We start from the raw sequence: 21,833 nt of genomic DNA, 5'->3' as shown, positions 1-21,833 counted from the left end.
CGACGCCGTGGTGACGGCCGGCCGGAACCATCGTGGGTATGACCGTGAGCACAGCGACAGACGCCTGGCTCGGCACCGGCGTACGTTTCCCCCTGCGGCCGCAGGGCGGCGGGGGGCTGGCCTGGGCCGGGGGCGAGGCCCTGATCCGGCAGTCGATCGAAACCATCCTCGACACCGAGCCCGGCGAACGCGTGATGCGCCCCACCTTCGGCTGCGGACTGCGCCGCTACCTCATGGAGCCCAACTCCGCTGCCACCCGCGCCGCGATCAGCGCCGAGATCGCCGAGGCGCTCACCCGCTGGGAACCGCGGATCAGAGTCACGGAGGTCGCCGTGACCCCCGGCGAGGAACCGACCCTGGTGTGGATCGACATCGCCTTCGTCCGGCTGGCCGACCTGCGCCCGGACAACCTCGTCTACCCGTTCTACCTGCGGTAGGGGCCGGGTGACGACCGCATGCCACTGATCGGGCCCATCCTCGACGACCGCACCTTCGAGCAGCTCAGGGACGAGCTGGTCAAGCGGATCCCGGTCTACGCCCCCGAGTGGACCGACCACAACACCAGCGACCCGGGCATCGCGCTGCTCGAACTCTTCGCGCACCTCGGCGAGTCGCTGCTCTTCCGCTTCAACCAGATCCCCGACGCCACCAAGGTCGCCTTCCTCCGGCTGCTCGGCGTGCGGCCCCGGCCCGCCCTGACCGCCCGCACCCTGCTCGTCCTCGACACCGAACGGCCCGAGGGCGTCCAGGTGCTGCGCGGTGCCGAGGCCCGTGCGGGGGCCGTGGCCTTCGAGACCGAGAACGAGGTGGTCGCCTGGCCCCTGGAGGTCAGCGCCGTCGGCAAGACCGCCGCCCCCGCGGCGCCCGGCACCACCGAGGCCCGGCGCCGCGACAACGCCGTCGAGGCACTCCCTGACGCGGTGCGGGCCCGTGTCAGGGCCCAGGAGCAGAGCGGTGTGAAACCGCTGTTCTACGTCACCACCGCCGTCCCCGACGACCCGCTCGCGGGCGACCGCCCGCCCCTGGACGTCAGCACCACCGTCGACCAGAGCCTGTGGGTCGCGCTGCTCGGGAAGAACACCACCGACCCGGCCCTCCTGCGCGGCCAGACGCTCTTCCTCGGCGTCGCCCTCGACGAGGAACTCCCGCGCCCCTTCGACCTCGTGGCCCGCAACCCTCAGGACCCCACCCGGCTGCGCGCGAACGACCTGGTGACCGCCCCTCCCGGGTTCCACTGGGAGCTGTGGAACGGGCCCACCGCCCCCACACCCTTCACCCCGCTCGCCGTCCTCTCGGACACCACCCGGGGGCTGACCACCACCGGAGTCGTCTCCCTCACCCTCCCCAGGGCCTTCCCGGCCCACCCCGCGGCCACCACCGGCGACGGCGGCCTGAACAGCCCCCCGCCCCTGGACGACGCCGACCTCGCCGTCCGGGTGGTCGGCTGGCTGCGGGTGCGCCGCCCGGCGGGCGAGAACGACGCCATCCACCGTGTCCGCTGGGTCGGCGTCAACGCCGTCGGCGCGGTCCAGGCCCGTTCCGCCACCCCCGAGTTCCTCGGCACCGGAACGGGCGACGCCGGCCAGGCGTACCGCCTCACCCAGCGTCCCGTCCTCGCGGGCAGCACCCGGCTGGAAGTGGAGGAGCCCGACGGCTGGCGCGTCTGGGACGAGGTCGAGGACTTCGCCGCCGACGGCCCCTTCGACCGGCACTACTCCCTCGACGCGGAAGCGGGCCTGGTCCGCTTCGGTACCCGCTGCCGGGTTCCGCGCATCGGGGAGCGCATCCGCGTCACGTCGTACCGCTACGGCGGCGGCAGCACGGGCAACGTCCCGGCCGGCGCCGTCGCTTCCCTCACCGGTGTCACTGGCGTCAAGGTGCGCAACCCCCTGCCCGCCGCGGGCGGCGCCGACCCCGCCTCCCTCGCCGACGCCCTGGACGCGCTGCCCGCCGAGGTGCACCGCAGGGACCGGGCCGTCACAGCCGACGACTTCCGCGCCCTCACCCTCCAAGTGCCGGGCGTACGACGGGCCGAGACCCTTCCGCTATTGCACCCGGACACCCCCACGCAGCCCGCAGCGGGCGTGGTCAGCGTGCTGGTGTTCCCCGTCGAGGACCTGCGCGACCCGGGCGCTCCGCTGCCCGATCTGGCTCTGCTGCGCCGGGTTGCGGCCCACCTCAACCCACGCCGCCTCGTCACCACTGAGCTGTACGTGATCCCGCCCACGTACGCCGACATCGCCGTCTCCGTGGGCGTGCGGGCGCGCGAGGGGTACCAGCCCGACGCGGTGCGCCGCTGGGTAGAACTGATCCTGCGTCAGTACCTCGCCCCGCTGCCGCCGTACGGGCCCGACGGAGCCGGCTGGCCGCTGGGACGGGCGGTCCGCCGCGCCGAACTCGAAGCCGTCGCCGCGCAGGTGGAAGGGCTGGAGTACATCGAGGACGAGCTGCTGCTGGCCCGCCGTTCCGGGCCCGGCGGCGGATCCGGAGCCGGCGGGGCGGGCGGGTGGACCCCCCTGCCCCTGGTGCCCCTGCGCCCGTGGGAAGTGCCGCGGCTCGCCGAGATCACCGTCGTCACCGGCAACCCGCTGCCCGTCGGCACCGGCTACGGCTCACCGCCCCCGCCGCCCGGCGACCCCGTGATCGTCCCGCTGCCCCCGGAGGTGTGCTGATGCACGGCGACCGCGCCCTGAGCGTCCTGGCCGACCGCGACCAGTGGGCCCGCTGCCGCCACGAGTCCACCGCCCTCCTCGACGAGGGCGGTGTCTGCCTCGCCTGGCAGCCCGAACCGGAACCCGAACCGGAGCCGGAGCCGTCGGACGGGTACGGGCCCGCCGGGCTCGCCTTCGACCGCTGGGGCCGCGCCTACCGTTCACACCCCCGTACCGGCCGCGTCGAAGTCAGTACGGAGACCACCCCGGCCCTCGGCGCGGACCGCCCCGGCGGGCAGCCCCGCCCCGGCACCCTGTGCGTCCCGCGCGGCCTCGCCGTCGACCAGGCCCAGCGGCTCTACATCTGCGAGTCCGGAGCCGGCACCGTCCACGTGGCCGACCTGTGGGGGGAGCGGCTGCTGCGCCGGGTCCCCGTACGCGACCGCGCCCACCCGCACCGCCGCCCGCTCGACGCCACCACCCACTGCGGCGGGGCCGCCGTCCTGCTCACCCGGCCCGAGGGCATCGTCCTCCTCCAAGGCCGTCGCGGCCCCCTGCGCGGCCCCATCCTCCACCGGCCGCCCGCCGCCGAACACCTGCGCCCCACGCGCCTCGCCGACCACGCGGGCATCCTGTACGCCCTGTGGACCGGCCCCGGTGGCGGACCGGCCGTCATCGCCCGCACCGACGGCAGCCGTGCCCTGGCCGTCCCCGACGCGGGTGACCTCGACCTCGCGCCCGACGGCACCCTCGTCGTCGCCCGCACCCCCGGCCGGTCGTTCCGCCGCTTCCGCCCCGACGGTGCCGACTGGACCGAGCTCGAACCCCTGCGTGCCCCCGGCTACGACGGCGGGGCCATGACCATCGCCCCCGACGGCCGGATCGCGTACACCACCCGCACCGGCATCGCCCGCACCACCGCGGCCGCCACCCGCTACCCGTCCACCGGCAGCGTGATCAGCTACCGGCTCGACGCCGGCGAGTACCGCACCCGCTGGGGCCGGCTCTTCCTCGACGCCTGCGTACCGCACGGCACCGAGGTCCGGGTCAGCTTCCTCACCAGCGACGAGGACACCGTCTCCGACGCCCTGCCCTGGGCCCCGCCCGGGCACGGCCCGAGCACCGTCCCGCACCCTGAGGCCACCCCGCCGCTGCCGCCCCGCACCGAGTTCGGCGGCCGGCTCTCCGCGAGCGGTGCGCTGTTCCGGCGCCCCACCGGACGCGAGTGGCCCTGGGCGCAGATCGCGCCCGACGACTCCTTCGAGACGTACGAGGCGCCCGTCCAGGCCCCGCCCGGTCGCTATCTGTGGATCGTGCTGCGCCTTCGCGGCTCGCAGCGCGTCACCCCGCGCGTGCGCGCCCTGCGCGTCGAGCGCCCCGGCCACCGGCTGCCCGCGGGGCTCCCCAAGTCCTGGAGCCGCGACGAGACCGATGCCGAGTTCCTCCAGCGCTTCCTCGCTCCCGCCGAAGGGCTGCTGCACGAACTCGACGCGCGGGCCGCGCTGCGCACCGTACTGCTCGACCCCACCGCGACCCCTCAGGAAGCGCTCGGCTGGCTCGCCTCGCTCCTCGGGCTGGTCCTGGACCGGCGCTGGCCCGTGGCCGCCCGGCGGGCGCTGATCGGGCAGGCGTACGACCTCTTCCGCATCCGCGGCACCGCGGCCTGCCTGGAACGGCTGCTGCGCCTCTACCTGCCTCTGCCGGTCGGCGTCGTGGAGAACTGGCGGCTGCGCGGCCTGGGCGGCGCCGTGCTCGGCACCGGGCCCGGCGGGCCGCCCGCCCCCGCCGTCGGCGGCGGAGCCGCGACCGCGGGCGCGCTCGGCAGGTTCACCGTCGGCGGCACCCGGCCCGGTGAGGACGGCTACACCGCCACCGCTCACCGGTTCAGCGTGCTGATCCCGGCCGAGCTGACGGCCGAGCAGATGGACGTCGTGCGCACGATCGTGGAGACCCACAAGCCGGCCCACACGGTCGTCGACCTCTGCCCGCTGGGTGCCGGCATGCGGATCGGCCGCGCCCTGCACGTCGGGCTGACCTCGGTCGTCGGCCCCGGTGCGGCCTGGGCCCCGGCCGTCGTCGGCGCCGTACGGGCCGGAGAGGACGGCATCGTCGGCGTGCCGGCCGCGGGGTCCCGGGTCGGGGAGAGCTCCATCGCAGGGGCGGTGCGGGTCGGATGAGCGAACCCACCCTCGTCGTCGACCGGTTGTCCGTCACGCTGCGGTACACCGGGGCGCAGCCGCCCCCGCCGGAGCGACTGGCCGCGCCGCTGCGCCGCGCCACCGAGGACGGCGGGCTCGCGGAGGCCCTGCGCGGGCTGCGGCTGCCGCCGGGCCGCTGGTGCGTGCCCCGGCTGGAGCTGACCGTGCCGCTGGACCTCGACCGGCCCGAGCCGGCGCTGGCCCGCGACTGGGCCGAGGCGGTCGCGGCGGCGGTGGGGCGGATGCTGCGCGAGGGGAGTGCGCGGGGGGATCGGGCCGGGCTCGTCCACTACCCCGACGACATGGCGCTCGTGGCCGATGCGGTTGCCGGCATCGCGACGGGCCGCCTGGCCCGGCTGTGGGCCTGGCGGCAGACCGGCCTGCTGCGGTCGGAGGACCCCGGGCCGGGTACCGCACCGGGCCCGGCGGTGCTGGCCCTGCTCGGCCGCCGGCCGCACCTGGCGCCGGGCGCGGTGCTGCGGGTCGCCCGGACGTGCGGACTCGCGCCGCTGGACCGGGCGCTGGGCCGGGTGGGCTGGGCGGAGCTGGCCGCGCTGGTCGCCGTACCGGCCTGGACGGATCCGGCGGTGTACGCGGCCCCGGCGGGCCGCACCGCCCCGGAGCCGGGCCAGGCCCCCGACCGGGTCCCGGCCCTGGACTCGGGCCAGGTTCCGGTCCTGGACCCGGACCTGGCCCCAGCCCCGGAACGGGTGATTCCGTCGGCTGTCCCCGCTACGTGGGAGCTGGCGCGGGCGCTGCTGGCCGGTTCGGTGCTGATCGAGCTGGTACGCCAGTCCCGGCTGCGGTCGACCGCGCCGGTACGGGCCGCTTGGGCCGTACTGGTGGCGGCCGAGACCGACCCGGCCGCGGTGCGCCGGCCGCCGCGGGCGGGGCTGCCGGCACTGCTGGCAGACGGACTCCGGGCGGCCGCCGCGGGGGAGCTGCTACGGCCGCCCGCCCCCGCCTCGGTGTCGGTACCTCACCCGTCGCCTCCCCCGGATGCGACGCCGGTACGCCGCCCGCCGCAGCCGCCCTCTCGCCCAACCCCGGCAGCCGAGCCGTTCGCCCCGCAACAGGAGGCCGAAAGGCCGGCCACGCCTTGGGCCGGCCTGCTCTTCCTTTTCGCGACGGCACCGGAGGCCGGGCTGCCCGACCGCGCCCTGGACGAACCGGCCCTGGCCGCCCGGCCGCTGCCGTGGACGCTGTACGCGGCAGGCCGAGCCCTCGTCCCACCCGTCGCCCCCGACGACCCGGCCCTCCTGGCCCTTGCCGGCCTCGACCGCGACCGTGCCGCCCTGGTTCTCGCGGCCCCCCCGCCCACGGAACCGGAGTCCGCCGCGATCGCCGCCCTCGCCACGTCCTGGGCCCACGCGACGGCCTCCCGCCTCCACGGTGAGTCCCCGTGCGAGCCCTTCGAGGTGGTCGCCGCCCTCGCCCGACGCCCCGGCCGGATCGCCGCCGCCCCCGGTTGGATCGAGGCCCACCTCGACCTGTCCGACACCGACCCCGACATCCGCCGTGCCGGCCTCGACCTCGACCCTGGCTGGCTCCCTTGGCTCGGCGCGGTAGTGAGGTACGTCTATGCCTGACCCCAAGCCCCCAGCCCGGCCCGCCCGCCCGCGCCTGTGGGGAAAGCTGAACCTCCCCACGCGCCCCGAGGCCGAGCCCTCGGGCGCAGAACAGGGTGAGCCTGGCTCCGGCGGGTCCGCCAAGCCCGGGCCCCCTCCCGGCGGTCCGGACTCCGGTGAGGGCGTCCCGCCGGAGCCGAAGCCCGCCGACGAGCCCGCGCCCGGCCCGGCGGGGCCGAGCGGGCGCGACACGCCCGGGGCGGCATCCGCCGACCCGACGGTGCCGGACGACGACAGGTGCAACGACGACGAGGAAGGTCTGGGCACCGCCGACGGGGTCAGCCGAGAGCCGGACGGCGACGGCACGGCGGCGGACCCTGGGCCCGGGGTTCCCTCGGCGGACGCCGGCAGCCTGCGCGCGACGCTTGACTTCCCCGCCCGCCTCCCGGCGGCGCCGGACGGCGCCGGCGTGCTCGGGGCGGCGACCGGGGCCGCAAGCCCCGCCCGCAGCGGAGCTGTATCCCGGCACGGCGAAAAGGGGCTTGGGGATGGTCCCGCAGGGAAGTGGACCGCACCGCTCGCCGGCGACGGCTCGGCCGTGTCTCCGTCCTGCGAGTCCGCGGCGGCGGACGGCGCCGCGGCGGCGGGCGGTCCTGACGGGCGCGGCGTGAGCGGTTCGGCGGAGCCGGGCGGTGGTGGCAGGCGGGGTCCGGCCGAGGGGGATGGCGGCGCGCGGCGGGTGCACGATGCGGGACCCGCGCCGGATGGCGACGAGCCGTACACCGACGGGGCCAGCCGGGAGCCCGGGGGCGTCGGGGGACGGGCCGAGACCCACGACCGGGTCAGCAGGGACGTGGCCGCGCGGGTGGCCGGCGTGGCGCGGAGGCTGGCCGCGGTCGTGGAGCGGACGTGCAGCCCCGAGGCCGGGGCCGCCTCCGCCGGGTTCCTCAGGGAGTGGGCCGCGCTCACCCTCGCGCAGGCCCCGGGAACGCGCCTCACCGACACCCGCCTCGACCGCCTCGCGCAGCACCACCGCCTCACCCCCGACGAGGTCGAGCTGGTCCTCTTCGCCGGCCTCCCCGAGGAGCACGAGGGCCTCGCCCGCACCCTCCGCGCCATGCACCCCACCGGCGAGCCCCACCCCACCGTCGGCCTCGCCTGCCTGCTCCTGGAGAACACGGACCGCGCCGCCCTGCGCCGGCTGCTGAACGAGGGCGCCGCGGCACGCACCGGCATCCTCGCGCTCTCAGGCACCGGCCCCTTCCACGAGCGCTCCCTCACCGTCGCCGACCGGCTCTGGGACGCGCTGCACGGGCTGCCCGCCTGGCCCGCCGCACTCGACCCCGTCGACCCGGGCCCGCCCGTCGCCGGACTCGACGGCTGGCTCCAACTCCCCGAGAGCCGACGGGCCGTGGCTGCCCTGCGCTCGACCGACGCCCGGGTTCTGCTCGTCTCGGCCCGGGACGAGACCGTCGGCCTCAGCCGCTGCGCGGCCCTCGCCGCGGCCGCCGGGCTCGGGCTCGTCGCCGCCCGCGCCCGCCCGGACGACCCGGAGGCCATGGGCCTGCTCGGCCTGCACGCGGCGGTACGGGACGCCGTACCGCTGCTGGTCGCGCCGCACCCCGCAGCGGGAGTCGCGCCCGCCGTCCCCGCACTGGGCCGGCTGCCGGGGCCGCTGCTCGTGTGCGCCCCGCCGGGCGCCGTACGGCCCGGCCCCGACCGGCCCGTACTCACCGTCCCCCTCGGCCCCGTCGGCGTGGCGGACCGCCGCGCCGCTTGGCGCGCGGCCCTGCCCGAGGCGCACCGGTCGGCTCCCGAACTCGCCGCCCGCCACCCCCTGGACCCCGCCCTCACGGCACAGGTGGCCCTCGACCTGCGCAGCCGCGCCGCGCTGACCCCCGAGGACGCCGACGACGCGGACGCGTGGGACGTCTCCGCCGCCATCCGGGCTCGCGCCGGGGCGCAACTCCCGCCGGGCGTCGACCTGGTCGGCCCGCGCGCCCGCTGGCCCCGGCTCGTCCTGTCCGACGAGGCCGAGGTACAGCTGCGGGACGCCGTGGCCCGGCTGCGTCATCAGGCGCTGGTCCTGGACGACTGGCAGCTGCGCGAGGCCGCCCGCGCCTCCCGGGGCGTGCGGCTGCTGCTGACCGGCCCGCCCGGCACGGGCAAGTCCCTTGCCGCGGAGGTACTGGCAGCCGAGGCGGGCCGGGACCTGCTGGTGGTCGACGGCTCCGAACTGGTCTCCAAGTACATCGGTGAGACCGAGAAGAACCTGGCGGCCTGCTTCGAGGTCGCCGAGCGTACCCAGGCGGTCTTCCTCCTGGACGAGGCCGACGCCCTGTTCGGCACCCGCACCGAGATCTCCGAGGCCAACGACCGCTTCGCGAACATGGAGACGGCCTATCTGCTCCAGCGGCTGGACCGGTTCGACGGCCTCGCGGTGCTCACCACGAACCTGCGGCAGAACATCGACGCCGCCTTCATCCGGCGGATGGACTTCGTCGTGGAGTTCCCGCTCCCCGGCGAGGACGGACGGCACCGGATGTGGGACCTCCACCTGCCCGCCCCGCTGCTGGACCCCGACGTCGACCTGCGCGCGCTGGCCCGGTGCTACCCGGTGCCGGGCGGCTGGATCCGCAACGCCGCCATCGGCGCCGCCTTCCGGGCCGCCGACGAGGGCGGCACGGTCCGGCAGCGCCACCTGGTGCACGCCATGCGTCGTGAGTACGCCAAGGCGGGCCGACCCTTCCCGGGTGAGCCGCCCCAGCCGCACGGGACCCCCCTCGACCGGCGGGCCGCGCTGGCCCTCGCCGCGGCAGCCCGGACCACCGCACCCACCCAGAAGGAGAGCTCATGACGGCGCTCGGCACCCACCACGGCGACACGGGCCCCTGCGACCCCGGGCCCTGCGCCGGGGACGAGTTGCCCGTCAACCCGTTCCTCGCGCTGCGCGTGGCCTTCGGGATGCTGCTCGGCGAGGACGACTTCCGTGTCCTGATGGGCAATCCGCGCGGCAAGCTGATGCTGCACCAGGCCTGGCAGCACGGCCCGGGTGTGGTCTGGGGGCTGCCCGTGGGGCGTCACGGCGACGAACTGCGGGTCGGGGCCGGACTGGGCGTGGACGGGCTGGGCCGCGAGGTGCACCTGGAGAGCTCCTGGTGCCTGTCCCTGGCGGAGTGGGCGAAGGCCTGGATCGAGGCCCACCCGGCGGAGCCGGACGTGGAGGACGCCGCGGCGAGCGCGACCGGCGGGGACCCGGCCCTCGCCGACCGGACCTACGGCGAGGGCGACGGGCACGAGAACAGCCGTGAGGATGGCCACCGATACGGCAACGACCACGACGACGGGCACACCCACGGCCACGGCCACGGCAGTCCCGGCACCCACCACCCCGTCCCCGAGCAGGGCAGCGGGGACGGGGACGGGGACGACGGCGAGCCCTGCCCGCCCGTCCACCGGACCCTACGGGCCTGGGTCGTCGCCGAGTTCGCCTCCTGCCCGGACCGGCCCGTGCCCGCCCTGGCGGACCCGTGCGATGTGACCCGGCGCCACGACGACTTCTCCCGGATCGTCGAGAGCGCCCGGATCACGGTTCGCGAGGACCCGCCGCCGCCTTGGCGCCCGTACCGCCGGGTGCGGATCCTGCTCGGCCTGGCGGAGCCGCGGCTGGGGGACCGGGCCGACGAGGAGGCGCACGCGATGGCCGAGCAGGTCGCGGGGGAGTCCGCGCAGGACCGGACCAAGGCACTGCTCGACGCCTTCCGGTGGCTGGCCGCCAAGGACGTCACCGACCTCGCCCCCGAGCGCGAGGAGGGCGAAGCCTGCCCGTCGTGGGCCCCGGTCACCGAGGACCACGCGGGGATCCTCCTGGCCGAACTGACCGTCGGGGTCACGGAGTACGACGGCTGCGTGCGCATCGGGGACGTGGAGGTGGACCCGTACGTGCGCACCCCCGTGCTGCCGACCACCACCATCCAGGAACTGGCCTGCGGGCTGGCCCCGGGGCTGCTGGGCGCGGCGGGGGAGGTGGACGCGGGCGGTCCGCGGGTGATCCCCAACCTCAACTGGAACGAGGACAAGGCCGGCTTCAGCTTCAAGGTCACCAAGCCCCTGGTGGAGGGCTCCGCCGAGCCTGACAGCATCGAGATCAGCTCGCTCTCGTCCCACGGGTACGGCTGGGCCACCGACGAGGTGGCTGACGTCCAGGTGACGCCCGACGGCCTCACGGTGGTGGTCGACCTCGACCAGCCCCCCGCCTACGAGACCGTACGCATCCGGATCCACGGCACCGGCCCCAAACCGCTCTACGGGCGCGACCCCCATGTGCCGCTCGCCGGCCTGGCCGGCGGGCCGCCCGGCGGCAGGCACGAGGGGCATGACGCCGTCATCGCCTACCAACTGCCGCCTTCGTCCCGGGAGTCGGCCGCAGGAAGGACCGAGTCATGACCACAACCGAACCCCCCGTGACGGGCACGGCCCCCGGGCCCGGGTCCGACGGCAGGCTGGACACGGCGGGCGGCGGGATCGAACGGCTCAACGCCTTCGACGGCCTCTTCCTGCGCGCCGAGCACCTCAACCGCATCCAGGACCACACCGAGGCCCACGCCCGAGCCCTGGGCGAGGCGGGCGGCCCGGGCGTGGTCGAGGGCTTCGCCGTCGAACTGGAGGACGGCGCCCTGCACGTCGGCGCGGGCCTCGCCGTCACGGCGGACGGCATCGCGCTGCGTTCCGGGCGCTTGACGAGCCTGCCGCTGCCGGCGGACAACTTCCGCGAGGACGGCTTCTGGTGGGTCGAGGCCGTTCCCGCGACCTGGCAGTACGGCGAGGCCCCGGTCCAGGGCGCCTACTGCGACGACCCCTGCTCCGGCTCCGGCACCGTCCGCCGCCCCTACGAGGTGGAGGGCGTCCGGATCCGGCTGGTCCAGGCCCTCGCGGAGGGCCTGGGCGGGAAGTCGGCCAAGCACCGCCGCAACTTCCTCGCCAACTGGTACTTCCGCGCCGAGCGGCTGGCGGCCGACCCCTGGCCGTACCGCTCGGACGCGCCCGACCTCCCCCGGCACTGGGAGCCGCCCGGCGTGGCGGGCAGGCCCGCGGGTGTCCGGCTCGCCGCGCTCATCAGGCACTGCGAGGGGGCATGGGAGACGGACACGTGGACCGCCCGCCGGGACCGGGGGGCGCCGCCGCCCGAGCGCTATTGGCAGATGCGGCTCGGTATGCGCCCCTGGGACGTGTTCATGGCCCAGATCCTGCAGTTCCAAGCCCAGTTGGCGGACGTGACGGGCAAGCCGGGGGTGCCGGAAGGCGCGTTGGGCCCGCTGGTGCACAAGCTGCTGAGCTTCGGGGGCCAGGACTACCTGAAGCGGCACACCAAGCTGGAGGTGGGGAAAGACCTGACCGAGCTCGCCGAGGGCGTCCGCACCGGTCGGTACAGCCCGCCCACCCGTCCGGGAAAGGGCGTTCACGCGCTGCGGGACCTGGGGTTCGACGAACTCCCTCCCGCCGGCTACCTGCCCGTCGAATACGGGGACCTGACGCAGTGGTTGGAGGAGCTGCGGGATCGGATGAGTACGTACCTGGGCGACGCGGTCGAGCTGCGCTACTGCGCGGTCACCGTCGCGGACGTCGCGCAGGCGGTGGAGGAGGCCCGGCACCGCGACCGCATCCGGATCAAGCTCGACGAACGAGTTCGAGAGCGGGTGCCCGTCGACATCCTCGTTCCCTTGGGCCCGCACTACGAGCCGGTGACCCGCTGGGTGGCGTTCGTCCGTAGGGATCAACGCCGGTGCATCGAAGAGCAGTGGAAGTCGCAGCAGGACACGCGTGAGCAGGATGCCGACCAGACTCCAGACATCGCATTGGGTGACGCATCGGTGACGTAGCGCACATAGCATCGGGCCGGTCGAACTGCTACCAGGAGGCCGCCTATATGAATCCGCAGTTCCTCGAGTCGCCGGTCCGGATCCCCAGGCAGGTGGACGCGCCGGTGCTCCATCTCCTCGGCGGCCCGAGGGTCCTCCACCGGGGGAGATGGCTGGACGTGCCGGAGGGGAGCAAGCGGCTGCTCGCCTTCGTGGCCCTCAACGGCGGCCGCGTCGAGCGCCGGCACGCGGCGGGCACGCTGTGGCCGGCCGGGGACGATCAACGGGCGGCAGGGAACCTGCGTTCTGCGCTCTGGCGGCTGAAGGCAGCCGGGATCGACCTGCTCGACTCCGACAAGTGCTCGCTCTCGGTGCGCGAGCACACGGTGATCGACCTGTACGTGCTCTACGGCTGGGCGGGGCGCCTGATCGCCGGCACCGCCACCGCCGAGGACCTGTCCGCGCTCAAGTGGCGCACCGACGCACTGGACCTGCTGCCCGGCTGGTACGACGACTGGGTCCTGTTGGAGCGCGAGCGGGTGCGTCAGCGCCTGCTGCATGCTCTGGAGGCGCTCAGCCGCGAGCTGGCGCGGGTCGGCCGGCATGCGGAGGCCGTCGAGTCGGCACTGGTGGCAGTGGCCGCGGAGCCGTTGCGCGAGAGCGCCCAGCGCGCCCTGATCGAGGCCCACCTGGCGGAGGGGAACCTGGTGGAGGCGAAGCGCTCGTACAACGCGTACCGCGGCCTGACCCGGCGGGAGCTGGGCGTCGGGCCGGGCAGGGAGCTGTCCGCCCTCATGGATCGGGTGTGCAAGTCCCTGACGTACAGCTCATCCTCCTGACGTTCCGAGGGGTCTTGGGGACCAGTTGGGGACCACGCGGCACGCGCGCTGCCGCTGGGGGTCAAGGGGTCGCAGGTTCAAATCCTGTCGTCCCGACTTTGCTTTGTGCAGGGGTCGAGAGGGTGGAGTGCCGCCGCGTCTTGGAGACCACGGTGAGGGGGACGCCGGCGGTGATGGTGATCGTGGCGGCCAGGTGTCGCAGGTCGTGAACGGTCACCCGCGGTACACCGGCCCCTTTGGAGAGTTTCCGGAGCCGGTCGAGGACGCTGTGGGGTCGCAGCGGTCGGCCGTCGGGTCTGCAGAACACGAGTCCGGTGAACGGGTCGGTTGGGTCGCTGCGGGAGAGGGCGCCTGACCGGGCCCGGTGTTGGAGGGCGATGGCGACGCGGGGCGAGATGGCGACCCAGTTCTTGCTGGTACGGGTCTTCGGGTTGGTGAGGACGAGGTGGTTGTTGTCGATCGCGGAGAGCGTGCACCGTACATAGAGGACACGCTCGGCCAGGTGGACGTCGTCCCAGTGCAGACCGAGGGCCTCGCCCTTGCGCAGGCCGGTGCCGATGAGGAACTCGAACAGGTCGGCCATCTCCGGGTCTGCCCGGTGGCAGTGCTGGAGGAAGCGGACGGCCTCGTCCGCGGTCCAGATCCGCCGCTCTGGCGACGGTGGCCGGTGAAAAGCCGGGGGCTGGCGGGGTTGTGGGGGAGGCGGTGTTGGCGGAAGGCGTCGCCGAGGGCGCTGGAGAGGGTGGCCAGGCATCGGTAGAGGGTGGTCCGGCCGAGGCCTGCGGCGAGCTCGCCGGTGACGAAGGCGGCGATGTGCCGGTGTCCGAGCTCGTCCAGCTTCAGGGTCCCGAAGGCGGGGACGAGATCGTTGTGGACGTAGTCCCGGTAGCGCGCGATGGTGGTCTTGAGTGCGAGGGCCTTGGCGGTGAGCCAGGCGGTCAGGTAGTCGTCGACGCTCTGGTTCGGGTCGGCGTTGAACCCGCCGGCCTCGCCCTCCAGGAACCTCCGCAGCGCCTCCTCGGCCGCGTCGTGGCTGCCGAATCCGCCACGGCGCACGGTCGTCCGGCGGTGGCGCGGTGCCGGGACGTCGACCGCGAACGTCCACGTCGCGTGGTCACCGTCAGCGAGCAGGTGGGGCAGTGGGCTCCGAGCTGGTGACGCAATGTGTCTCGGCAGCCACACCTGCGGTACATGCGGCCGCGCTCGCCGGTGGTACGCATGGGGATCGCCTCCAGGAGACGGAGGAAAGGTCGACACCTCCAGTCTCGTGCGACCACCCGCGACCACCACGACCCCATGCGCCCGCTGTGACCTGCGCCTTCCCCTTGTCTACGCGTCAAGGGCGGGTCCGCCGCCCCACGGTCTGGTCCGTGATTGGTCCGGATCTTGCCTGCCGCGTGCGTCCTCGGCATCCTGGTGGTCCGTGGTCGCGAACCACGGGCCAGCCCGACCATCGTCGCGGAGACGTCCATTCCGGTCACCCGGAATCCGGCCCGGACAAGCGCCTCGGCCACCGGCCGGCCCGTGCCGCTGCCGCCTGTGTGCCCGCACGCCGGGCGGGGCGTCGAGGCAGGCTCTGTGGACGGCTCGCCGCTGTTCGAGGTGTACCCCAATGGTGTGGGTGCCTGGTCGATCACCCGATCCTCCGATGTGCGGGCCGTGCGGGCCGACTCGGGGACCTTCTCGTCGCGTCGCGGGCCTGAAGACACGCTCCCCGGCTCCGAGAGCAGGGCCGCGCTGGAAGTCCTGCCGGGCATGTTCTCGCACCAGGATGGCGATGCGCATCTGGGCTACCGTCGCTTGCTGGCCCGGGAGTTCTCCGTCGTGCGTACCCGGCGCATGGCCGCAGGCATCGGCCGGATGGCGCAGAGCCGGCTTGAGGCCATGACCGCGGTGGGGGCCCCGGCGGATCTTGTCGCTGACTACGCGCTCCCGCTCTGCTCCGAGGCTGTATGCGGCGTGCTCGGTGTTGAGTGGACGAAGACGACGGCCGGGGAGATCCTGCGCCTCTTCTCCGGCCAGGACCTCGGCAACCACGATCTGTACGCCACGGGCACCCCCGTCGACGACTTCGTTCTGGACTTGGCCCGCCGGATCCTGAAGGAGCCCGGCCGGCGGTCCGGCCTGTTGGACAGGATCGCCGGCCTGCGGATGCCGGACGGCGGACGGATCGGAGACGCGGAGCTGGCCGGCGTGGCCAAGCTGGTGCTGATGGCAGGGCATGTGAGCCCCACCCACATGCTCGCACTGGGCGCGCTCACCCTTCTGGAAGACCACAGGGACTGGTACACGGCCCTGGGGCAGGATCCGGCCTGCGCGGCCGCGGTGACCGAAGAGCTACTGCGTCACATCACCGTCAAGCGTCTCGGGCTGATCCGCCGTGCCACGCGGGACGTCGAGATCGCGGGGGTGCGGATCCGCGACGGCGAGTGGGTGGTCTGTTCTCTTTGGGCCGGCGCGGAGGACCCCTGCGGGCAGGCCCCCGTCGCCTTCGACCCTCACGGCCACGCTGGCGGTCATCTCTCCTTCGGGCACGGTCCGCACCAGTGTCTGGGGCAGAGCCTGAGCCGGGTCGTCCTTCAAGAAGGGCTGGCCGCACTCAGCCACCGTCTGCCCGGATTGCGGCTGGCGGTGCCCAGGGATCAGCTGGCCTTCCGCAAGGAGAAGACGGTCTACGGCATGGAGCGTATGCCGGTCGAGTGGTGACCGGCATACGCCCCACACGTTCCGGGCTGCGATCAGCCGGCCGCTGCCGAAGCGCTGGCCAGCGGCCCGTAGAGCCAGTTCCCGGGCGCACTCGCATCCGTGCTCAGGAAGAACTCCTCGAAGGCGCTGGTGAGTTCATCGCGACGGATAAGTCCGTCATGGTCTCGGTCCAGGTGCTCGAACGCCTCCAGCGCCGAGGCCTGGTCGACTCCGTAGGCTGCGAGCCAGCGCGTGAACTCCTGTACGTCGAGAGCGCCGTCGCCGTTGCGGTCCATGGCCGCGATGACCGTGTCCACGATGGGCAGGATCGACGTGGTGAAACCGTAGGCCTCCTGCACGCCGTGCCAGGCGTCGACGAACTCCTCCCGGTTCATGCTCGTGTCCGTCCCACGTCCCAGCTGCTTGCACATGCGCAGCCAGCCCTCGTCGTACTCCTGGCGCAACCGCTGGGCCGGGTCGGAGTCCGGCTCACTGTCGGAGGCCTCGGCCAGGCGGACAGCGAGCCGGTCGTAGTCCGCCTTGCTCACCCGGCCGTCGCGGTCGTCGTCGAACAGTTCGAAGCGCCGCTGCAGTTTCGTGCGTGTCAGGCTGTTCATCGGCTCCGCACCTTCCTCATCGGATTGTCTTGTGGGGAGCCCCATGGAACTGACCTCGACCAACAACCCTGGCTTGCCGGGCAGCGATGGCTGACCGGCGAATCCTGTAACGCGACCTCGCTGCGACCGAAGATCACTAACAGCATCCGGAATGTGTGCCAGAAGCGAGTCACGAAAGCGCGTGCAGCTCAGTTCACAGTAGGTTGTGGCTACCGTTGTTCGCCTGGAGCGCGGCTGCCCGGTACACCTTTGGATCGGGGTTGACCGAAGCAAGTCCGCCGGAGACCATGCCTGGGAGTGGGTGCCTGCCGCCGAGCGGGTCGGGCCTGGGCGGGTCGTGCTTGGCGATCGGTGCGTCGACTTCCTTTTTGACCTCCCCGCCGTCCGAGGATCCCTCCAGATGACCTTGGATCCCGCAGAGGACGCGGCCTGAAGCGCCGGAGGCAGGATCTCGTAGCGTCGCCGCAATGGCTTTGCCGTAGTAGTCCGGGAACTCATCGAACACCAGGGCCTGGGTTCGCTCGCCGGCGGCGAAGGTCACCGGCCGGGAAATGCGCTTGGTGTAGGGGCCGCCGAGGTTGGTGACGTCACCGTGGAGATCCAGATGCAACGTAGCGCTACACCCGAAGTCGACGCTGCCGCTCTGCGGGTTGACCAACTGCTTCGCGTTGAAACGGTGCCTGTACTGCTTGTATCCGGTGGCGTCGCCGCCCCCTCTCTCCCACACCGGGTCGCTGGTGACGGATCCCTCTGTCTGGGAGGTCACCCGCATGCCCTCGCGGGCAACCACGATGAGGATGCTCTTCTTCTCTCTGGTCCAGCGCAGTACGCGCAGGCTCAGGACGGTGACGTTCTCCTGCTTCTCCGGACCGTCATACTCAACCGTCGGCACGGCTCACACTCCCTGGGTGACGCAGAGGGTGGGCGGACGGATGCCCATAATGACTCCATCAGCTCGGGGACCTGTACAGAACACCGTGCGGCACAGAAACCCGCCGCCCATTGCACTGTTGGTGGGCGTGGCCGCCTTCGAGGCCGAGATCCATCACCCTCAGGTCCTGCTGCTACTCAGGTTCTGACTCAACTTCTGGATGCTGTTGGTGATCTTCGGTCGCAGCGTGGTCGCCTTACGGAATTCGCAGGTCAGCCGTCGACCCGGCCCGGGCTCTCCATCGCACCCGGAACGGTTCAATGTGCCGCCGTGCCGGCCCTGGATCCTGTCCATTGCGTACGGGTGGTGTCTGAAGCGGGTTGTGCGGTCGTGTGAGGGGAAGGCTGCCGCGACAGTCAGGCGGGAAGGGAGTCTGTGGTGCGGCGGATGACGGTGGATGTGGCAGTAGTGGGCAACGGGGTGCTGGGACTGTCGATCGCCCTGGAGTTGGTGCGGCGATCCCCGGGAACGCGGGTGGCCGTGGTCGGTCCGGCTTCGCGGCGGGGCTCTGCGACGGCGGCGGCGGGGGCCATGCTCAACTGCTTCGCCGAAGTCACCGACGCCACCGACCGGCACCCGGCCTCCCGTGCCAAGTTCGCCCTCGCGCGCGAGGCACTCGATGCCTGGCCGCAGTGGTTCGAGGGCTTGCACCACGAAAGGGCGCCCTCGGCGCCCTTCTCCCTTTCCCCGGGCACGTTCGTCGTCCTGGGAGCACAGGCGACGCCCACAGCCGTCAGGAACTTCGAGGCCATCCACGCGGCGCTCAAGCAGTACGCCGAACCCCATCACGAGGTGGAACCCGCCGACATTCCCGGCCTGCGCCCCGTCCCGCACGAGCGCCCTGTACGCGCCCTTTACCTGGAACGCGAAGGATCACTCGACGCCCGCGCCGTGCTCGAGGCGCTGGAGAACGCCGGACGCCGCTCCGGTGTCACCTTCCTCGACGGCGAGGCATCCGATCTGGTCAGCGCGCACGGCAGAGCCTGCGGGCTGCGCCTTCTGGACGGACGGGCGATTTCGGCGGGGACTGTCGTGCTGGCCGCCGGCACCGGTTCGCAGCAGCTCCTGGACCGGCTGGCACCCGATGAAGCGCCCCCGCTGCTGCACGGCACCGGCTTCGCCGTGGAGACCCGGCGCCAGGTTCAGCCCGGGGGCTTCGACCGCGTCGTCCGCACCCCTGCCCGCTCGGGCGCGTGCGGAATGCACCTGGTTCCCCTGGGCGACGGAGTGGAGTACATCGGCGCAACCAACATCGTGCTGTTCGACCCTCCGGGCGGTCCCCGTATCGGGGTCACCCAATCACTGCTGCGGTTCGCCACCGACCAGTTCGACGTCCACCTGGGAATGTCCGCGATCCAGCGATGGCACTACGGCAGCCGCCCGGTCCCCCTGGACCGATTCCCGCTGCTGGGCCTCACCACCGTGGGCGGACTCCTTCTCGCCACGGGTACCTACCGCGACGGATTCCACAGCTCCCCGGTCATCGCCCGCCACCTCGCCGACATGGTCCTGGACTCCAACCCCGTCCCCGGGATCTTCACTCCGTTCGCGCCAGTGCGAGCCCCGATCGAAACGATGACCGTCGACTCCTCCATCGAGTTGTTCGTTGCCGACGCGGTCGAAACAGCGACCGAGTACGGCCTGCGCCTTCCGTACTTCCTCGATCCCGAACCGATCGTCTCCCATGCCCGACACGAAGCCCAGCAGGCCTTCGAACGTCTGGACCATCCGCTTGCGCTCGCCCCCGAGATCCTCGGCGCCGTCCGCGATGCCTCCTCAGCCCACGTCCAGCGGCTGAATGCCTACCTCCGGGCCACCCGCACCCGCCACCCCGTACCGACGTCGGCCGGTTGACCCGCAATTCGCACCCACACCGTCCCAACGCCGCAGGGGTCGCCGCCGGATGCCTCCCAGCCCCACGCCGCCCGCGCCGCCCGCTCCGCGATCAGCTCGCGCTCCTCGGCGGGCAGCTTGGCGCTGAGATCACTGCCGCTGAGGGACTGGTCGATGATGCGGCGGGCGGAGCTGACGTTGAGGCTGTGGACGAACTCGCCGACCCGGCCGGCCGGACGGGACCGGATGGCCCGCATGCGCAGGACCTCGTCCAGGCGGCCTTCCTCCTCCAACTTCCGGAGTCTGGCTTCGTAGGCCTCGTAGTCCGGTTTGGGCGTGTCCCGCGGCGGGCGACGCCCATGCTGGACACCGGCCGCCCCGACCCACAAGATCGCCGTCTCGTACGCATGATCGACCTTCGGGCTGGCTGGTTGTCACACGGGGCAGGGGCGGTACTCGAGGCTGAGTTCGCGGTCGACGGCGTAGCTGGTCCGCATCGACGCGTCGGTGACCTTCTCCCAGGAGCCGTACTTGGCGTAGAGCTGGTCCGCGGTGGGCCCGAGAGGGTTGCCGTACTTGGCCGTGTTCCGGTCCTCCAGGATGCGGACCTCCTCCGGGGTCATCCCGGCCCGGGTGATCTCCTTGGCCTGGTTGCGCATGTCGACCAGCTCCCTCGCGATCTCCTCCTCGGAGGCTCCCGACTCGCGCATGTTCGCCTCGGTCCGGTGCATGTCCTCCAGGAGGCCGTGGTAGCGGATCCGGGTCCGCTGAGCCTCCACCTTCTCGTCCACGAGGGCACGGCTCAGCAGGGAAGATGTAAGGCGCATGCGCGCATCCTTGGCGACGACGGCCCATGCCTCCACGTAAACACACCGATGATCACTCGTACGGGGCGCTCTGGTCCGCTCCACCGTCTCGTGTAGGGGCCCGCGCATCCGTCCGTGCTTGGGCCGCCGGGATCTGCGGGCCGCCGCGATACGCGGCGGACGTGTCCCGACTTTGCTTTGTGCAGGTCGGAGGTCGTCATCTCAGAAATGAGAAGGCGGCCTTTCGTGCGTTCGAGGCCGTGGCGGGGTTCGGCGTGGAGCATCTGACGACTCACCGGCTGCTGCGTGACCCGTACGGCTGGAGGAGCTGGTCGACGGGGGCGTGGTCGTCCGTGAGTGGTTGGGCATCGCCGATCCAGGACGTGAGGGCGTCGCCGGTGGTGATCTTCCAGCCGGGTTGCCGGGCGTCGAGTGCTGCCTGGGTCGCGGGGGCGTCGACCGGCCGGTTGGAGGCGAGCACCACCAGGTTGCCGCCCTTGGGGCCGGCCGTCGGTTCGAGGCCGATGTCGGTGGGCTTGCCGACGAGGGCGACGTGTTCGAAGCTCTTGCCGAGGGTGGCCACTTCGGCACGTGCGAAGGCCAGACCGCCGTGGTCGATGAGGTTGGCCACGTACAGGCCGTCTTCGTTGAGCACCCGCCGTACGTCGGTCATCGCTTCCACCGTGGTGAGGTGCCACGGCACGCTGACGCCGCCGAAGGCGTCGCCGACGATGAGGTCACGACTGCCGGCAGCCAGTCGCCGCAGTCCGATCCTGCCGTCCTCGACGCGTACGTCGATACCGCTGGTACCGCTGGTACCGCCTTGTGATCGCAGGCCCAGTTGGTCGCGGTCGATGCGCACGACCCCGCTGTCGATCTCGGACACACCGCTGCGCGTTCCCGGTCGCGTGGCCGCGAGGTAGCGGGGATAGGTGAGCCCGCCACCGCCCAGGTGGTGGGCGGCCAGTGGACTGTTCTTCGGGAAGGCGGCATCGACCACCGACGCGATGGCGCGCACGTACTCGAACTTGAGCGAGGTCGGGTCGTCGATGTCGACGTAGGAGTGCCGTACGCCGTCCAGAACGAGCGTGCGGCCGCTGCCCCGGTCGGGGTCCGCGACGACCCGGGCGCAGTGGTACCTGGTCTCCGTGTCGCAGCCGCCGGGCGCGACCGTGGTGGCCAGGCCTCCGGCGACGACCACGAGCGCCAGGGCGGGCGTACCGCTCCACCCGCGCGTCCGCCACTCGACCAGGGCCGAGCCGGCCACCAGCAGTGTGCCGAGACCGATCAGGATGCCGCTGACGGGCAGCCGCGAAACGAGGACGAAGCCGGTGAGGAGGGTGCCGACGATGGCGCCGACGGTCCCGACGCCGGACAGCCGGCCGACGACCGTTCCGGTTTCGGCGAGGCTGGTGAGACGCAGCTTGGTCACGATGGGCGTCACCGCGGAGAGCAGCGCGCCCGGCACGAGGATGGTCAGTGCCGCGATCAGCAGGAGCAGCGCCGGTGCCCACTCCGCGGTCGTGCGGAGCACGGCGGGGGTGAGTGCGACGACCGCTCCGGACAGCCCCAGCGAGGGGCCGATGAGCCGGCGTGCGTTGACCTGGTCGGCGAGGCGCCCACCCAGCCAGGAGCCGAGGGCGATCGCGGTGAGGGCGATGCCGATCACCATGGTGCTGGTCTCGAGGGTGAGGCCGAGGTAGGGAGCCAGCAGCCGCAGGGCGACGATCTCCACCACCAGGACCGCGGCCGACGATCCGAACACGAGCACGGCAGCGGTACGGGGGCCCAGGCCGTGGTCGTCAGGCGTGCCCGTTGCCACAGGCGGGGAGGACGAACTGGTCACG

Annotated in this window: 16 protein-coding genes and 1 pseudogene; 11 read left to right on the top strand and 6 right to left on the bottom strand. The window is 73.1% G+C overall.

The genetic code is table 11. The features are described 5' to 3' along the window. The first annotated feature begins 44 nt into the window (after nt 1-44). The 8 genes from MTF69_RS33875 to MTF69_RS33840 are packed head-to-tail and all read left to right on the top strand — an operon-like array spanning nt 45 to nt 13,114. Nucleotides 45-437 carry a GPW/gp25 family protein gene (locus MTF69_RS33875; RefSeq protein WP_243340197.1) on the top strand — a complete coding sequence of 131 codons (393 nt, stop codon included), beginning with the start codon at nt 45-47 and terminating at the stop codon, nt 435-437. 18 nt (nt 438-455) lie between these two features. Beyond that, the gene (locus tag MTF69_RS33870; RefSeq protein ID WP_243340196.1) at nt 456-2,672 is read left to right on the top strand and encodes a putative baseplate assembly protein; all 2,217 of its coding nucleotides are present in this window, start codon (nt 456-458) and stop codon (nt 2,670-2,672) included. Continuing rightward, complete coding sequence (locus tag MTF69_RS33865; RefSeq protein WP_243340195.1) at nt 2,672-4,828, top strand: phage tail protein; 2,157 nt, start codon at nt 2,672-2,674, stop codon at nt 4,826-4,828. The genes MTF69_RS33870 and MTF69_RS33865 overlap by 1 nt, the downstream gene beginning before the upstream one ends. After that, nucleotides 4,825-6,438 (top strand): hypothetical protein, encoded by a 1,614-nt coding sequence (locus MTF69_RS33860; RefSeq protein ID WP_243340194.1) that lies wholly within the window; start codon nt 4,825-4,827, stop codon nt 6,436-6,438. The genes MTF69_RS33865 and MTF69_RS33860 overlap by 4 nt, the downstream gene beginning before the upstream one ends. Continuing rightward, on the top strand, nt 6,431-9,274 hold the full coding sequence (locus tag MTF69_RS33855) for an AAA family ATPase (RefSeq protein WP_243340193.1): 2,844 nt from the start codon (nt 6,431-6,433) through the stop codon (nt 9,272-9,274). The genes MTF69_RS33860 and MTF69_RS33855 overlap by 8 nt, the downstream gene beginning before the upstream one ends. Then, nucleotides 9,271-10,863: a hypothetical protein gene (locus MTF69_RS33850; protein WP_243340192.1), complete on the top strand. Its 1,593-nt coding sequence runs from the start codon at nt 9,271-9,273 to the stop codon at nt 10,861-10,863. Before MTF69_RS33855 ends, MTF69_RS33850 begins: the two co-directional genes overlap by 4 nt. Continuing rightward, complete coding sequence (locus MTF69_RS33845) at nt 10,860-12,296, top strand: hypothetical protein (protein WP_243340191.1); 1,437 nt, start codon at nt 10,860-10,862, stop codon at nt 12,294-12,296. The genes MTF69_RS33850 and MTF69_RS33845 overlap by 4 nt, the downstream gene beginning before the upstream one ends. 47 nt (nt 12,297-12,343) lie before the next feature. Then, on the top strand, nt 12,344-13,114 hold the full coding sequence (locus MTF69_RS33840) for a BTAD domain-containing putative transcriptional regulator (RefSeq protein WP_243340190.1): 771 nt from the start codon (nt 12,344-12,346) through the stop codon (nt 13,112-13,114). Between the two features lie 61 nt (nt 13,115-13,175). Here the strand turns inward: MTF69_RS33840 and MTF69_RS33835 are convergent, their stop codons facing one another. Continuing rightward, on the bottom strand, nt 13,176-13,697 hold the full coding sequence (locus MTF69_RS33835) for a site-specific integrase (protein ID WP_243340189.1): 522 nt from the start codon (nt 13,695-13,697) through the stop codon (nt 13,176-13,178). Nucleotides 13,698-13,822: 125 nt separating this feature from the next. On the opposite strand from MTF69_RS33835, the gene MTF69_RS33830 reads away from it, so the two are divergent. Further along, nucleotides 13,823-14,272, top strand: a complete 450-nt coding sequence (locus MTF69_RS33830; protein ID WP_243340272.1) for a hypothetical protein — start codon at nt 13,823-13,825, stop codon at nt 14,270-14,272. Between the two features lie 366 nt (nt 14,273-14,638). Next, nucleotides 14,639-15,820, top strand: coding sequence for a cytochrome P450 (locus tag MTF69_RS43560; RefSeq protein WP_374324779.1), 1,182 nt, complete (start codon nt 14,639-14,641; stop codon nt 15,818-15,820). A gap of 32 nt (nt 15,821-15,852) precedes the next feature. Here the strand turns inward: MTF69_RS43560 and MTF69_RS33815 are convergent, their stop codons facing one another. Together MTF69_RS33815 and MTF69_RS33810 are read right to left on the bottom strand one after the other, a co-directional pair. Continuing rightward, nucleotides 15,853-16,416 (bottom strand): EF-hand domain-containing protein, encoded by a 564-nt coding sequence (locus tag MTF69_RS33815; RefSeq protein ID WP_243340188.1) that lies wholly within the window; start codon nt 16,414-16,416, stop codon nt 15,853-15,855. A 193-nt stretch (nt 16,417-16,609) separates the two neighbouring features. Further along, entirely contained in the window at nt 16,610-17,308 is a 699-nt protein-coding gene (locus MTF69_RS33810; protein WP_243340187.1) for a hypothetical protein, read from the bottom strand. 426 nt (nt 17,309-17,734) lie between these two features. Between MTF69_RS33810 and MTF69_RS33805 the strand changes: the two genes are divergently transcribed. Beyond that, a complete protein-coding gene (locus MTF69_RS33805) occupies nt 17,735-19,201 on the top strand; it encodes an FAD-binding oxidoreductase (RefSeq protein WP_243340186.1) in 1,467 nt (488 codons plus the stop codon). Here the strand turns inward: MTF69_RS33805 and MTF69_RS33800 are convergent. The 3 genes and pseudogenes from MTF69_RS33800 to MTF69_RS33790 form a co-directional block, all read right to left on the bottom strand. Then, nucleotides 19,150-19,473, bottom strand: coding sequence for a hypothetical protein (locus tag MTF69_RS33800; RefSeq protein ID WP_243340185.1), 324 nt, complete (start codon nt 19,471-19,473; stop codon nt 19,150-19,152). The two genes, MTF69_RS33805 and MTF69_RS33800, sit on opposite strands and share 52 nt — an antisense overlap. 141 nt (nt 19,474-19,614) lie before the next feature. After that, nucleotides 19,615-19,965 (bottom strand): annotated as a pseudogene (locus MTF69_RS33795) (hypothetical protein); the annotation flags it as partial. Between the two features lie 313 nt (nt 19,966-20,278). Beyond that, complete coding sequence (locus tag MTF69_RS33790; protein ID WP_243340184.1) at nt 20,279-21,832, bottom strand: fused MFS/spermidine synthase; 1,554 nt, start codon at nt 21,830-21,832, stop codon at nt 20,279-20,281. Nucleotide 21,833: the final 1 nt, after the last annotated feature.

It is taken from the genome of Streptomyces sp. AP-93 (assembly GCF_022808175.1).
Classification (GTDB): Bacteria; Actinomycetota; Actinomycetes; order Streptomycetales; family Streptomycetaceae; genus Streptomyces.
This window is presented reverse-complemented; position numbering and strand designations above follow the sequence as displayed.

Excerpts from the sequence above, each read along its gene's own strand:
- MTF69_RS33865 (WP_243340195.1), top strand. The coding sequence starts at position 2,672 with ATGCACGGCGACCGCGCCCTGAGCGTCCTGGCCGACCGCGACCAGTGG.
- MTF69_RS33805 (WP_243340186.1), top strand. The coding sequence starts at position 17,735 with ATGACGGTGGATGTGGCAGTAGTGGGCAACGGGGTGCTGGGACTGTCG.
- MTF69_RS33815 (WP_243340188.1), bottom strand. The coding sequence starts at position 16,416 with ATGAACAGCCTGACACGCACGAAACTGCAGCGGCGCTTCGAACTGTTC.
- MTF69_RS33835 (WP_243340189.1), bottom strand. The coding sequence starts at position 13,697 with ATGGCCGACCTGTTCGAGTTCCTCATCGGCACCGGCCTGCGCAAGGGC.
- MTF69_RS33855 (WP_243340193.1), top strand. The coding sequence starts at position 6,431 with ATGCCTGACCCCAAGCCCCCAGCCCGGCCCGCCCGCCCGCGCCTGTGG.
- MTF69_RS33860 (WP_243340194.1), top strand. The coding sequence starts at position 4,825 with ATGAGCGAACCCACCCTCGTCGTCGACCGGTTGTCCGTCACGCTGCGG.
- MTF69_RS33870 (WP_243340196.1), top strand. The coding sequence starts at position 456 with ATGCCACTGATCGGGCCCATCCTCGACGACCGCACCTTCGAGCAGCTC.
- MTF69_RS33850 (WP_243340192.1), top strand. The coding sequence starts at position 9,271 with ATGACGGCGCTCGGCACCCACCACGGCGACACGGGCCCCTGCGACCCC.
- MTF69_RS33845 (WP_243340191.1), top strand. The coding sequence starts at position 10,860 with ATGACCACAACCGAACCCCCCGTGACGGGCACGGCCCCCGGGCCCGGG.
- MTF69_RS33840 (WP_243340190.1), top strand. The coding sequence starts at position 12,344 with ATGAATCCGCAGTTCCTCGAGTCGCCGGTCCGGATCCCCAGGCAGGTG.